Here is a 13,878-nt window from a genome sequence, read left to right as displayed (position 1 = left end):
TTTGTGAATTTTGATTTACAGTAATCAGACGCATTTCTGTAAAAAAGGAATGTGCTTTTACTTATGTGTTGGCTGGATTTAAATACAGATATTCTATTTTTTGAATCATTTTAGTTAAGGTTAATTTAATAAAATATGGGTATGTCTATTGACATTATAATCTTTTTGATTATAATTTAAGTAGTTAAGCAATTACTTAATTACTTAAATATATGTAAATGGAGGAAAACTGGTTGTCCGTCAATGAATTATTTAAAGCACTATCCGATGAAAATAGAAGAAAAATATTAGACCTTTTACGTAAGGGGGATTTGACTGCTGGAGAAATTGCAGAGAATTTTGAAATGAGTAAGGCTGGAATATCTCAACACCTATCTGTTCTAAAGAATGCAGAATTAGTATATGCCATCAAAAAAGGACAGTATGTTTATTACTCTTTAAATTCAACCGTTTTTCAGGATGTTTTGAAGTGGATTGTTCAGTTTAATTCAAACGGAAAGGGAGATGAATAGTGATAAAAAAAGTTTGCATTAACTTCCTTATTTTCTTATCTATTGCCATTAGTGTCTATTTGTATTTTTCAAATACAGCTGCAGAATCAAAATACGGGGCAACTGAAGTAATATTGTTTAGTGTCCCATTCGCAATGTGTCTAGTGAACAGTAATTTAATTATTATTCCAAAACTCATATCATTTCAAAGCTCTTATACCCGATATAAAAAAGGGATCGAAAGCATTTTCCTATCAGTTACTATAATTCTGTTTATAATTCATCTTGGTTTAATTCAATTAGTAACAGGTATAGAAGTTAACCTTTTATATTTAGTACCGGTTAGCGTAGGTATCGTTCTTATCACCACAGCTAATACGCTTCCAAGATTTCGACTTGATCTAAATAATAGCAAGGAACACACAGAAAAATTTAATCAACTATGGAATATTGTAATACGTCCATTTTCTTTACCATTATTCATAGGAGGTCTCACAATGTTACTTTGTGTGTTTCTTCCAAATAATCTGATGATGATTGGTTTCTTCTTTGTTCTTCTTTGTACATTAATTGTATCTTTTTATCTGTCGTATAGGGCCTATCAATCATATTGAAATTGGAGGTAGTTTCTTTGAAGACTAATAAGATTTGTCCAGAGTGCGGTTCAAAAGAGGTGGAAGTGGGGGAATTCAAAGGATACGGATCATTATTTAAGAGAAAAGCTATTATAAAAAGTTCCGAAGTTGATGCTTATTTTTGTGTAAATTGCGGTTATGTATTGACTCTAAAAGTAAGGAAACCAGAGAAGTTTTTATAATTTCTTTTTGATTGGTGAGCTATATGGTGCGAATCCTAAATAGGAGGATTTCGGCTCATTACTTAATCAGGTAACTCCCAAAGGGGGATAAATACTACGAATAAGCGTCTAAAGAGAGTATTGTATTCAATATTTTTATTCTTGGTATAAGACCGCTAAGTGATTTTCATTTTTAATAAATAGGAGAGTTGTTGATGGAAGATAACGTTTTTGAACAGATGGCAAAAAGATATGATACAGAAGCAAGAATTGAATTAGCAAAAGTTATAGTTAAGGAAGTAAGGGCAGAGTTGCGAAATAGTAAGCCAAAATCATTAATAGATTATGGGAGTGGTACTGGTTTAATTAGTTTAGAATTATCAGATTTAGTTGATTCTATTCTGATGGTAGATTCATCAAAAGAAATGTCGGAGATTGCGAAAGCTAAGATTTCTTACAGAGGAATGACAAACTCAAAAGTGCTTTATTCAGATTTTACTCAGGAAACCCCTGAACTTAAAGCAGACATAATTTTGATGTCATTAGTCCTTCATCATATTCCAGATACTATAAAGATTTTACAAGAGTTGTACAACATTTTAAATAATGGTGGCAAGCTCATTATTATTGACTTTGACAAAAACGATAAAATAAACCATCCGAAAGTCCATAACGGCTTTTCACATGAAGGATTGAAAAAAAGGTTATCCGAAGTTGGATTTAAATCAAATGAAATTAAGACATTCTATCATGGGAATCGTATTTTTATGAATCAAGATTCCTCAATGTTTATATCTAGTAGTATAAAGTAATTATGAGTATAATGGCTTGTTAAACTAATGGTGTCATCAACAATCGGGTGTAATTCTATAATAAGAATTGCACCCTTTATTTGTGTATAGGGCCATATTCTTTCATAACTAATTGAGGATGTTAAAAAGATCGTTGGTACTACTTAGGAGGAATTGAAGTGTTTATATAGAATAAAGTAATTATGAGGAATCTCTAATTAGAAAGGAGGGTTATTATTGTATGAGAAATGAACAAGAAATGTTGGACATAGTCTTAAACACAGCCAGGGAAGATGAGCGAATTCGGGCCGTATATATGAACGGTTCCCGAACTAATTCTAACGTTCCAAAAGATATTTTTCAGGACTTCGATATCGTATATGTTGTAACAGATACAGCATCTTTTATAAAAGATAAGACATGGATCAATGCTTTTGGAGAGTTACGCATGATGCAAGAACCTAAAAAAAATGATGTTAATAGGGCAATGAATGTTGACTTCACTAAGTCTTATGCTTTTTTAATGCTCTTTACAGATGGAAACAGAATAGACCTTACCATTGAAACGAAAGAAGTTACGTTTGATGCGTATGGAATAGATAAGCTCACTATTCCATTATTGGACAAAGATAATCTTTTGCCTGCGATCCCAAGTCCTACCGATTTAGATTATCATGTCAAAAAGCCGACTAAAGGTGAATACGATCATTTTACGAACGAATTCTGGTGGTGTTCACAAAATGTTGCCAAAGGGATTTGGCGTGATGAACTCCCATACGCAAAACAAATGTATGAATATACGATGAGAGAGCCTTTAGATAATATGGTTTCTTGGTGGATTGGCATGCAGCATGATTTTGAAATATCTACTGGAAAGCTAGGGAAGTATCTTAAAGCATACCTTCCAGAATCATATTGGAAGATGTACAAAGAAACCTATTCTAATTCCGATTATACAAATATATGGGAATCAATCTTTGCCACTTGTGAATTGTTTAGAACTTTATCTCAAGAAGTTGCGGAACATTTTAATTTTACATATCCAATTGATGATGATAGAAACATGACTAATTACCTTAAACGTGTTAGAAATTTACCTTCTAATGCAAAGGGAATATATTAAGTGAACGGGTGTATGAAGTGGTGTGGAAGCATGGGACGGTTCTGTGCTTCATTGTGGAAGGAAACAGTTGCAACCTCAACTTGATCCCTTCGATAATTTCCATAATAATATGAATGTTCTTTAAAAGTTGGATTCATTCTTTTTAATGGAAGCAGAGAACCGTCCCCTGCTTCTTTTCCTGCTTCTTTCTGTTAAACTCACAATAGAATAAAATTAATATTGGAGTGAATGAAATGTTAATCGGTCATATAAAAGAAATCGTTCGTCATCCGGTAAAATCTTTTCGTGGAGAAAGTGTGCAACAATCTAAAATAATGGCGTATGGGTTATATGGAGATCGTAGTCATACTTATTTAGATGAAACAAAAAGCGGAAATTTTTTAACGATCACACAATTTCAAGAAATGGTTCGATATAAAGCACGTTTTGTCGGAGAAGAATCAATGGAGGCATATCCTAAGGTCGAAATAACTACGCCTGAGGGAAAGGTTTTTGATTGGGAAGATCAAACATTAATTAACGAAATGGAATATAAATCCAAACGGCAAATAGCCACTAGGAGATATACCCCAGTGCATGTACCAATTGGCCCAATTGCAGTAGAACACGTTTTGCTTGCAACAGATGCTTCATTAAATAAGTTGACCGAACTATGGGGGAAAGATGAAGTTGATTTGAGAAGGTTTCGTCCTAATTTATTCATTTCATTAAAGGAAAAGAGGCCTTTTATAGAAGAGGAATGGATTGGACGACGTATTAAAATAGGAACTGAAGTAGAAATGGAATTCGTCGGACATTGTAAAAGGTGTATGATCATTACTGTTAATCCTGATGATTCAGAACGAGATTCGAGTTTACATAAAACAGTGATTAAAGAAAATAACAATAACTTTGGCGTTTATGCTTCTGTGATAAAAACAGGAGATATTCACGTCGATGATGAAATCCACCTTCTTGAATGAATTTAAAAATAACATGAAGCCTGTAAATAAAAGAAATGCTCCCTTTTAGTAGTCAAGCTACTTTAAAGAGGAGCATTTCTATTTAGTATGCAGTTTGCTTACTCTGCAGGTTCAAGATCTTCAATTGAATCAATTTCCATATAGCTTGGTACAGCTAAACCGATCCGAGCGCCTTCTACGTTCGCGCCTAAGTCTTCAAATTGACCTTCATACTCTGCATAGAACGCACCATGCGTTGCAGGCATCCATGGAGAAAGAGAAGCATCAGAGTCCCCAGTTGCTATTGCTTCAAACATAACAGATGGATCAACTGGTGTAAGTGTAACATCGTACCCTTGTTGTTCAAATACAATTTTAGCAACATTCGTTGTAAAATTCTCTGCATCCCAAGGAGTTAAAACTAAATCTAATGACTCACCATCAACAGGTTCTACCCCTTCTGTCCATTCTGCAACTATTTCTGAATTCTCATCCACCCAATCTTGGGCTACTGTTTCAAAATCAAAATCTATTTCTTGTGCATCAAGTAAGGCTTCTTCCAAGACTGGTAGTTCCCAATAAAGTCTATCAAGAATCGTGTAAGCATTAGGCATGTCTTCTTCCAATCCGTTTCTTACAATTGTTGTAATGTGTTCTTCCTCACCGAAGACTTGGTCAGGATCTTCTAAATACTTGATATCATATTTTGCAAACATATAGTGCGGAGACCATGCTGCGACAATAATGGGTTCTTCGTTATCAATAGCATCACCTAAAGCCGTTAACATGGCAGCTGATGAAGATGTTTCTTGTTCCCAACCAGCAAGACTTTCATACTCCTCTATAGCTAATTCATTTGTCTCAGTTTGTCCTGCACCTGGCTCAATACCGGTAATTTTATATTCCAATTCTTCACTTACACTAGCCGAATCATCTGACCCTTCTTGGCCGCACCCAGCGACTACAAGTGATAAAGATAAACTAGCAATAACCCCAATCTTTTTCCAATTAAACATGTATGATACACTCCTCTAGTTAGTTTTACTAATATTTTTCTAATATGTAGCAATTCATAGTTATCTTCATTTATGTCCTAAATAGTAAAGAACGTATGAAGTTTCCAAAAAAACGAACTATCTTAAATTATACCTTTTCTTTGATGTATTCCTCAAACAGCAAATACCATTTGTAATGTCCAAATAGAATATACAGGTTAGATATGAGATAATTTCCAATGCTAAAACGTTTATTTACTTTGTTATGCTCCGTCTATAGACTATTCTATCCATTTTTGCTTCAGGTAAACTGGTTTCGGAGGATTTATATGTTGCTTATCACAACAGTGGAATTCAACTGGCGAAATCCAACCTAATTGATTGGCATATTCATTGTTGAAAAGAAAGTTATAAGCAAAGGAAGATATTAAAGGTTGAAGTTGATTGGTATTATTTTACACTCAAAGTAAAAAATGAATAATTTGTCTAATTTTATCGAAATATGAAATAAAATCTGTTATTTTCTAATTGATCATGATATTATCATATTACTAAATGGATTGCAGAATACTAGCAAACTTAAAGTATTTAGGGGTAAAAAATCCACATGTCTGCGTATAAAGTTCTAATGTAGCTGGATTGTCGAATGCATTCAAATCATAATCGAAAGAGGTGAATTTTTAGTGGGATAATAAGTTGAAATCCTTTAAATATAGAGAAACTACAATTAGTGTGTTAGCAGCCGTCTACCCCACCTAAACAACTCCAATAACCTTCATCTTTAGAAGTGAGTCTTACGGAGGATTGCGTCGGTAAAATAGAAGAATAATGGAACAAGAAGTCAGAAATCTATCAATAAAATGTTACAAATTCATTATTTCTTTTTACTATGATTTACTTAACTGACTAAAATACCAAAAAAACAAAATTTGTAGCATCTTAATAATGTGGTGAATATTACTACGTATTCATCTTGAAAATTGAATGTGAATTATAGATAGTCAAAGTGAGTAATTATTACAAAAGAAGATGACGGTCTCTGTATAAAAACAGCCCATCATTTTTGTTATTTGTAAATATATACCTATTCAGAATTTTTTAGACTAATAGTTAAATGGAAGATAATAAATTATAGATTTACATTTTATCAATATGAGGTGAATGAAATGAATTTAAAACTAAAATTAGCTACAAAAATAAATTTAATCGTGTTAGGAATTATTCTTATCTTATCTACAGTTATCGGAATTGTGGTGACTCGAGAAATTACCGATGGTGTAAAAGAGTTTGCTGTTGAAAAAGCGAAAGGAGATTTGAATTTAGCATATCGCTATATTGATAACAAATATCCTGGGGATTGGGAGATTGAGAATAACCAGTTGTATAAAGGTACCACATTAATGAATGATAATTTTGAAGTTGTTGATAAGATAGGTGAAGATACAGAGGATACAGTTACAATTTTTCAAGGCGATACACGAATCGCAACTAATGTAATGTTAGATGGAGAACGCGCTATAGGAACACAAGCTTCAGCAGAGGTTATTAAATCAGTTATCACGAATGGGGAAAGTTTTTATGGTGAGGCTGATGTGGCAGGAAATCAATATCAAACAGCATATATGCCAATTGAAAATGGATCTGGAGAAGTAATTGGGATTTTTTATGTTGGTGCGGCAGATGAAATGATTAATAGCATTTTAAATTCGTTCTTAGTTAAATTTTTAACAGTATTAGCTATTATGATAGGTATTTCGGTACTATTGGTATATATATTTACAAGAAGATTAAGAAAAAGACTGACAACTATTGCAAGTGCGCTTGAATTAGCAGGTGATGGTGATTTCAGGTCTGAAATTCAGGATCAAGCAGGAGATGAATTAAGTGACTTGGCGACTAGCTTTAACAAAATGGCTACTAATCTTAAATCAATGATGCATCAAGTCATTTCAACTTCTGATTTAGTAGCGTCATCAGCTGAGGAATTGACTACAAGTGCAGAAGAAACAAGCAAATCCACTGAAACCATTTCAGAGTCTATCCAACAAGTTGCAAATGGTGCAGAACATGCAACTAACAGCGTTCAAGAGAGTGCGACATCCTTAGAAGAAGTAAATACGGGTGTTCAAGCTATTGCAGAAAATGCTTCATTAATCTCAGATGTAGGTTCACAAGCGACTGAGAAAGCAAAAGAAGGCGGAGTGTTTGTAGACAATACAGTTAAACAAATTAATGAAATTAGTCACTCTGTTACACAGAGTGCTAAGGTAATGAAAACATTAGAAAATCGATCTCAAGAAATAGGAGAGATTACTGAAGTCATTTCTAATATAGCAGAACAAACGAATCTTTTGGCACTGAATGCAGCAATTGAAGCAGCTAGAGCTGGTGAGCATGGAAAGGGATTTGCAGTTGTTGCGGATGAAGTTCGAAAATTAGCTGAACAGTCGCAAATATCTTCCTCCCAAATTTCAAATCTTATCAAAGCAATACAAGAGGATATGGTGCTTTCAAACCAATCAATTGATAAGGTGTCAGTAGATGTAAAAGAGGGCTTGAATATTGTAAAACAGACAGAAGTAAACTTCAAAGAAATTTACGTGTTTATGGAACAGTTATCGGAACAGATAACGGATATGGCAGCAACAGCTCAGGAAATTTCCGCTAGTACGCAAGAGGTTTCTGCCACGGTTACTGGTATCACAAAAATTTCCAATGAAACATCCATGCACTCTCAAAATGTTGCAGCCTCAGCAGAGGAACAGCTTGCTTCAATGGAAGAGATTACTGCATCAGCAAATTCATTATCAAATTTAGCGGAGGAGTTCCAAGATTTAATCAGCAAATTTAAAGTTTAAAGGTTAAATAAATTTCTGATAAGAAAGGCCTGTATCTATGAAAATAGATCAGGCTTTTTTTATTTCGACCAAGTTTTACAATGATACTCGCAAGGCATCTGAGAGAGAAACGTCTTGGACATTCAGAATATAGGTACATTTGATAGCTTTAGCTTTACAATTACAGTTGAAAATTAATGTAAACTTCACCGTGAAAATATTTTTATTGTAATCATATCTATGTGGGTATTATTTAATAACAAATAAGGTTTATTATGGTAAAATATTTGAAAGAGGTGCGTGATTCAATAAGTTCCCTCATTTAAGGATTTGAGAATCAATATTAAAATGATGGTGATTATCTGGTTATGATGCTAAGTTTAGGAGGAATATAAATGGGTTTTAACGAGCAATTGAGAAAAAGAGAGCGCACTGATAAAAAAATGAGAAGGTCTTTATATATATCAGAAATACTGTCTTGGATTCCTGAATTGCTTTTTCTTCCTATTAGGATTCTAATTTGGTTATTTAAAGGTATAGTTTGGCTAATCGCCATCATTTTTCAAAGATAATCAAGCAAAATAGGAAGGTATTTAAAATTCAACTGTTAAATGAAAGTAAGCTAATCGAATTTTTAAAAGATGTATTTATCATGTAAATAGTTAATTAGAAGGTGGAATAAAGCATGACGAAAACAATTGGATTTTTCTCTTTTTCAATATTCATTTTATTATTTTTGAATGGTTGTAATTCTACTAATACTAATGTGGATATATTTGAGTTTAAAGATTCGTACGTTGGAGATAACAGCGCGGTTGGAACCATTATTAGTCAATTGCCAAATGGAGAAGATCTTAAAGATTTTGAACTTAAGACTAAAGAAGAACCTTATGGAATGATTTTAAATTATGAAGAGATAGAAGCAGAGGAAATAGAAAAAAAGTATAGAGAAACAGCAATTTATAATGCGACATTTATTTTTACTTTAGTTCAAAATGCAGAGTGGGTTAGATTTAATTTTGAACATCAGGATTATCAGTTAAGCAGAGAAAATGTACAAAGTTGGTATGGTGAAGAATTAAGGGCTTATTCAAGTGAAGATGAACTAAGAAAACTAACCGAAGAATACCTAGCAGATGCGGATAAAGTAAACGATTTATTGAAGTAACGGATTAGCGTTAAAGGAGACTTTTTCAATATGAAATATATAGTGCAATATATATTAGCTTCGATATTAGTGGTATTTTCAACTTGTGTTACGTGGTATGAAGGTAGTGCGATTAAGGAATGACCCGTGGGAGTGGAAATATACAGCAATATTCTCAGAAAAGTTTAATGGAGAGATAACAAATGCTTCAGATATATCGCAATTAGACCATTTTATATACGCTGCAAAATTCAATCCAATATTTCCAACTTTGATTATATTAAGCTTAACCTATCTTTTAATTTTAAGTGGTTATTTATTATTAAGGAAGGATACAAAAAAGGTAACTATTTTCCTACTTTCATTAGTTGCGATATACGTTTTATTTGGAATAGTAGTCACTGACTCACCAACTATTGGAGGAAGATATTTCACTGTCACTTTCTTAACTATTGGCGCTATCAATTTAGTTGCAGCAGTTCTTTTATCCATAAGGGAAAAAAATGGGGGACTAATTTGTGAGTCATAAAAAATATCACAGGGCATTTGATATCTATGGATTATGTATAGAAGCTGGAACTTTTAATGATATATAAATGGTGGTCCATATATAAACCGATACGATCTACCTGGTGGAAGCTTAGAAGAGAATGAAACATTGGCACAGCTATGAAAAGAGAGTTCCTATATTTTAGCGTCATTTTACAAAAAAAAGACTGCCTACAGCAGCCCTTTTATACAAATTTTAATTACTAGTTTTTATTAAGTGTTCTATTTTAGTTCGAACACTATTTAATACTTCGTTGTTCACTTTGCCAAATCTTTTTCTTATAATTCCTTTTGAAAGTGTATAAATTTTGTCAGCTCTCACTGCGGATGTGACTTCAAGCGCACCTTCGGCTAAGTCTTTTTCATTAATCACGACTGAATAATCAAGGTTTTTTAATTGTGATGTAATTGCAACAACAAGAATATCCTCAGTCATCTAATTATAATTATCGTTTGAAATAATGAGAACAGGGCGTTGTTTTCTATTTGATAAGTCACTAAATGGTACTGGAATTAAAACAATATCACCTTGTTTATACATCATTCCAAACCTCATCATCTATATAATTATCCCAAAAATCAATGCTACTTTCGCTCGCTTGTGTTAAATCTTCTGATAAACTTCTGTCTTTTTTTGTCTTTAAGTATTCAGCAAAGTCTAATATTTTATCGACTTCTCGTTCTGGAATTTCATCAATAATTTTTAGTAATCGTTCCTTAGCAGTATTCATGATGTTCATCACCTCTTCCATGAATGTTTTATCTAATTATACCATTTCCAAATACTACAAACCATTGGTATTTAGGTAAAGGCAGCCGTTAGTAGAAGATACATTCAGTAAAATCGGTATTAATGTAAAAAGCCTTCTCAACATTTACTTTTTTTTCATAGAAAATAGAACAACAAATCCGATTATCATGAAATCAATAGTTATCCAAAGTAAAAAGTCACCTTTTATACCACTCTTTTTGTGAATTGATTTCTTTTTAATTCGCATTTGGTATTACTGATGTTTTAGAAACTTCGGTAGATTCAGTGTTCAAAGTTTCTGGGAAATTAAAAAGAAGATAAGCGCAAAAAAATCGATCATGGATTCAAAGTGTAGCATTCTTACTAATGGCGGAGACATCCCTTCAATAGCCATTATAGGTTATATTATGGGTGGATTTACTTCTTATTTTCGCTATTCGTAAACTCAATGCGGGTTTAAAGAAAACTGGACGGTTATGACGGGTGCGAGAGTTCAACAAGAGAATTAGTAGATATGTTAAAATCAGAATAATTCAATAATATATAAAGGATGAGAAAAATTATGGAATATCAAGAAAATTGTCCATTTTGTAATTTTCAGAGGGATAAAGACCAAAATATATTATCTGAAAATGAAACATGCTACCTGCTACAGCATAATAAAGAACAAGATGTGTTGGAAGGTTCTGCAGTAATCGTTCCTAAAAAACATCACGCAAATACCTTTGAATTAACACGAGATGAATGGAACGATACATATGAACTTTTACAAAATGCTAAAGCGTATATAGATAGCGCGTTTTCTCCTGATGGTTATACACTTGGTTGGAATGTTGGTGAAGTATCCAATCAGTCTATTCCCCACAGTCATCTTCACGTCATCCCAAGGTATAACGATGAGCCGTTATCGGGAAAAGGCGTTCGTTATTGGTTAAAACAACCTGAAAATAAGAGAGTAAAACGAAAGGTACAAGAATAGTATAAAAAAAGAGAATAATTATTGGAGGGGATTACGATTGGAAAGAATATAATTTGGTCAATTGTGACTGTTTGTGTCATGCTACTTCTTAATTGGGGTGTCGCAGTTTTGTTTAGTGGAATGTTTATTGAATATTCTCTTTTTGTTGGTGTTGTAGTTGTAGGAATTATACGATTCATGAATTCAACAGGTGGTATAGGATCTACTAGTATTAGAATGAATACACAAGCCCAAACTGGAATAAAAATAGATGAAGAAAAACAAACGTTTAACCCTAGTGTCGCATTCTACACTGCTATTGGATATACCGTAGTAGCGCTCGTTATAACAGCTTTTTATTATAAAGATTATTTTATTAATTAGACGGTTTGATAAGTTAACTAATTATGCAATTTAGTGCGATATTTCAACAATACAATAAAAAAATTTGGACTACGTATGTAATTTAATAAACGTAGTCCTTTTGGTATGGATATCAATACACGAGCACCAACAGTTGATCAAGTAGCTAATTACAAAAGGTAAATTAAGAGAAAACGAATAATACTTGTAATTTATTGGAATGATATAAAAGATTTCAAGCCGAAAGTGAGGATGCCTATGCCACATCAGAAGTTTCAGTCAGCTACCATAAAACCTCGCTATGCAAAAGGAGCATTATCTACATTTGGTGCTAACTCCGTTTATCCTCGAATTCCTTGGGTAGCTGCTTGGTGGTCGCTTACATTCCCGGGTTTTGGTCATATCTATTTAGGTAGGTACTTACCTGGTTTTATACTGATTATTTGGGAACTTGTGGTAAACACGCAGGCTAATCTAAACATGGGAATAGCCTTATCCATGCATGGTAGGTTCGAAGAGGCAAAAGCAGTGATAAACGAGGAGTGGATTCTGCTATACATAGGAGCGTATATATTTAGTATCTGGGATAGTTATAACTCTGCTGTTGAAATAAGCAAAAGTCACATTCTCTCCGAAGTGGAGGATGCCCCTGTCGCACCTTCAGTTGTGAGCGCTTTTGATATAGTCATCGTCTCTAAGAAAAACCCTCTGTTAGCAGCAGTTTGGTCAGCATTATCACCTGGTTTAGGACAATTATATAGTGGTCATACGATTGCAGGTACATTTATTTTGGCATGGTGGATATTTATTACCTATAAGGCTAACACGATTGGTAGCTGGTTTTATTCTTTCATTGGGGATTTTAACAATGCAACCGCAATGGTGGACTGGCAATGGTTCCTATTCTTGCCTTCTATGTTTGCTTTTGCTATCTATCAAGCCTATGTAGCGGTAAATGAAAATAATATATTATACGATATTGAGCAAGTACGTTACCTTAGAGTGAGGGATGAAAACTTGGCACAACAAAAACAAAACACGCTAGAAAAAGATACAATACAAATAATTGCCACATTTGAACATTCCCCTTTTGTAGAGATGGCTATCCATGATATGGAGACGATAGGAATACGATCGAAAGATATTGTTGCATTGCCGCTAGAAAACATTGAATCCGATACATATATAATTGACTCCCTTCATCGGGTTGATGGTAGAAGTGTGCTGGACGGAGCGATGGTGAGCGGAACAATTTTTATGCTTTTAGGAACGATATATGGTTTCATATGGTACTGGGGCCCAGTTATTTGGGGTTTAATAGGCTTAGTTGGTGGTTTCTTCTTAGGATTAATAATCGAACTAGCTTTACAAAAAAATAAAATAAAGCTTACAGCGAGTCGTAAGAATGAGGTTTTTATGCAGGTAACATGTAATACCGCTATGAAGGAGCAAATGATTAAAGTTCTAAAATCAAGAAAGGCTAATGGATACGTAATTATGCCGCAGCGAGTAACATCTGATATATAGCTTCTATGAAAGATTCATTTAGCATGTCAAATATGATAATATATTTGGGTATTTATGTTAAAATAGTAATAGAGATAATACAGTGATTGTGAAATTTTACACTTCAACTAACGTGACAGGATACTTGAATAAGAGGAATACTATTCGCTTCATAGAATAGTATTTATTGTTAGTTAAGAATAGAAAGGTGAGATGAGAATGGGGCAAATTAAAATATATGGAGTAAAAGACAAGTTAAATCCAATTAAGGAAAGAGTATCGGATGTTATTCATTCGTGTATGGTGGAAACACTTCAATTTCCACCTGATAAGAAATTCCATCGTTTTTTTCCTATGGATAAAGAAAATTTTTATTATGCAAGCGGAAGAACCGAAGCATATACCGTGATAGAGGTTAGTATGTTTGAAGGTAGAACGATAGAAGTTAAAAAGCAGTTAATAAATTTATTATTTGAACGAATTAAAATGGAATTGAATATATCTCCTCAAGATATTGAAATAACAATTTTTGAAACACCGAAGAATAATTGGGGAATCAGAGGATTACCAGCGGATGAGTTAACGTTAAATTATAAAGTTAATATTTAAGTTTTTTTATTGCTATGATAG

At 33.3% G+C, this 13,878-nt stretch carries 15 protein-coding genes and 2 pseudogenes; 14 read left to right on the top strand and 3 right to left on the bottom strand.

Annotation, left to right across the window (positions count from 1 at the left end; translation table 11 throughout):
- Window positions 1–233: 233 nt before the first annotated feature.
- The 5 genes from D2K60_RS11645 (at window position 234) to D2K60_RS11620 (ending at window position 4,163) form a co-directional block, all read left to right on the top strand.
- Window positions 234–512, top strand: a complete 279-nt coding sequence (locus D2K60_RS11645) for an autorepressor SdpR family transcription factor (protein ID WP_117170151.1) — start codon at window positions 234–236, stop codon at window positions 510–512.
- Window positions 513–1,122: 610 nt separating this feature from the next.
- On the top strand, window positions 1,123–1,308 hold the full coding sequence (locus tag D2K60_RS11635; protein WP_117170149.1) for a zinc ribbon domain-containing protein: 186 nt from the start codon (window positions 1,123–1,125) through the stop codon (window positions 1,306–1,308).
- A gap of 194 nt (window positions 1,309–1,502) precedes the next feature.
- Window positions 1,503–2,099 carry a class I SAM-dependent DNA methyltransferase gene (locus D2K60_RS11630; protein ID WP_117170148.1) on the top strand — a complete coding sequence of 199 codons (597 nt, stop codon included), beginning with the start codon at window positions 1,503–1,505 and terminating at the stop codon, window positions 2,097–2,099.
- A 220-nt stretch (window positions 2,100–2,319) separates the two neighbouring features.
- On the top strand, window positions 2,320–3,201 hold the full coding sequence (locus D2K60_RS11625; protein ID WP_117170147.1) for an aminoglycoside 6-adenylyltransferase: 882 nt from the start codon (window positions 2,320–2,322) through the stop codon (window positions 3,199–3,201).
- A 233-nt stretch (window positions 3,202–3,434) separates the two neighbouring features.
- Window positions 3,435–4,163 (top strand): MOSC domain-containing protein, encoded by a 729-nt coding sequence (locus tag D2K60_RS11620; protein ID WP_117170146.1) that lies wholly within the window; start codon window positions 3,435–3,437, stop codon window positions 4,161–4,163.
- Between the two features lie 98 nt (window positions 4,164–4,261).
- Here D2K60_RS11620 and D2K60_RS11615 read toward each other — a convergent pair whose 3' ends face one another.
- Window positions 4,262–5,158, bottom strand: coding sequence for a glycine betaine ABC transporter substrate-binding protein (locus D2K60_RS11615; RefSeq protein ID WP_117170145.1), 897 nt, complete (start codon window positions 5,156–5,158; stop codon window positions 4,262–4,264).
- Window positions 5,159–6,303: 1,145 nt separating this feature from the next.
- Between D2K60_RS11615 and D2K60_RS11610 the strand changes: the two genes are divergently transcribed.
- From D2K60_RS11610 to D2K60_RS21320, 5 genes and pseudogenes are all read left to right on the top strand, one after another.
- Window positions 6,304–7,995 (top strand): methyl-accepting chemotaxis protein, encoded by a 1,692-nt coding sequence (locus tag D2K60_RS11610; RefSeq protein ID WP_117170144.1) that lies wholly within the window; start codon window positions 6,304–6,306, stop codon window positions 7,993–7,995.
- Window positions 7,996–8,369: 374 nt separating this feature from the next.
- Window positions 8,370–8,546 carry a hypothetical protein gene (locus D2K60_RS20690; protein ID WP_162880767.1) on the top strand — a complete coding sequence of 59 codons (177 nt, stop codon included), beginning with the start codon at window positions 8,370–8,372 and terminating at the stop codon, window positions 8,544–8,546.
- A gap of 113 nt (window positions 8,547–8,659) precedes the next feature.
- Entirely contained in the window at window positions 8,660–9,142 is a 483-nt protein-coding gene (locus D2K60_RS11605; protein WP_117170143.1) for a DUF4825 domain-containing protein, read from the top strand.
- A 97-nt stretch (window positions 9,143–9,239) separates the two neighbouring features.
- Entirely contained in the window at window positions 9,240–9,650 is a 411-nt protein-coding gene (locus D2K60_RS11600; RefSeq protein WP_162880766.1) for a DUF4306 domain-containing protein, read from the top strand.
- A gap of 22 nt (window positions 9,651–9,672) precedes the next feature.
- A pseudogene (locus D2K60_RS21320) lies at window positions 9,673–9,782 on the top strand (DNA mismatch repair protein MutT); the annotation flags it as partial.
- A gap of 84 nt (window positions 9,783–9,866) precedes the next feature.
- On the opposite strand, the pseudogene D2K60_RS11595 reads toward D2K60_RS21320, so the two are convergent.
- Both D2K60_RS11595 and D2K60_RS11590 read right to left on the bottom strand, forming a co-directional pair.
- Window positions 9,867–10,211: pseudogene (locus D2K60_RS11595) on the bottom strand (type II toxin-antitoxin system PemK/MazF family toxin).
- Window positions 10,204–10,401 (bottom strand): DUF2281 domain-containing protein, encoded by a 198-nt coding sequence (locus tag D2K60_RS11590; RefSeq protein ID WP_117170141.1) that lies wholly within the window; start codon window positions 10,399–10,401, stop codon window positions 10,204–10,206. Before D2K60_RS11590 ends, D2K60_RS11595 begins: the two are co-directional and overlap by 8 nt.
- A 582-nt stretch (window positions 10,402–10,983) precedes the next feature.
- On the opposite strand from D2K60_RS11590, the gene D2K60_RS11585 reads away from it, so the two are divergent.
- The 4 genes from D2K60_RS11585 to D2K60_RS11570 all read left to right on the top strand — a co-directional run bounded on the left by D2K60_RS11585 (window position 10,984) and on the right by D2K60_RS11570 (window position 13,857).
- Window positions 10,984–11,400: an HIT family protein gene (locus D2K60_RS11585; RefSeq protein WP_117170140.1), complete on the top strand. Its 417-nt coding sequence runs from the start codon at window positions 10,984–10,986 to the stop codon at window positions 11,398–11,400.
- 21 nt (window positions 11,401–11,421) lie between these two features.
- Window positions 11,422–11,763 (top strand): hypothetical protein, encoded by a 342-nt coding sequence (locus D2K60_RS11580; RefSeq protein WP_240335301.1) that lies wholly within the window; start codon window positions 11,422–11,424, stop codon window positions 11,761–11,763.
- A 237-nt stretch (window positions 11,764–12,000) separates the two neighbouring features.
- Window positions 12,001–13,269, top strand: coding sequence for a hypothetical protein (locus D2K60_RS11575; RefSeq protein WP_117170139.1), 1,269 nt, complete (start codon window positions 12,001–12,003; stop codon window positions 13,267–13,269).
- A gap of 198 nt (window positions 13,270–13,467) precedes the next feature.
- Window positions 13,468–13,857, top strand: a complete 390-nt coding sequence (locus tag D2K60_RS11570; RefSeq protein ID WP_117170138.1) for a tautomerase family protein — start codon at window positions 13,468–13,470, stop codon at window positions 13,855–13,857.
- The last annotated feature ends 21 nt before the right edge of the window (window positions 13,858–13,878 follow it).

The organism is Paraliobacillus sediminis, assembly GCF_003426055.1.
The sequence above is the reverse complement of the archived record's forward strand: the minus strand, read 5'-3'. Positions and strand labels throughout refer to the sequence as shown.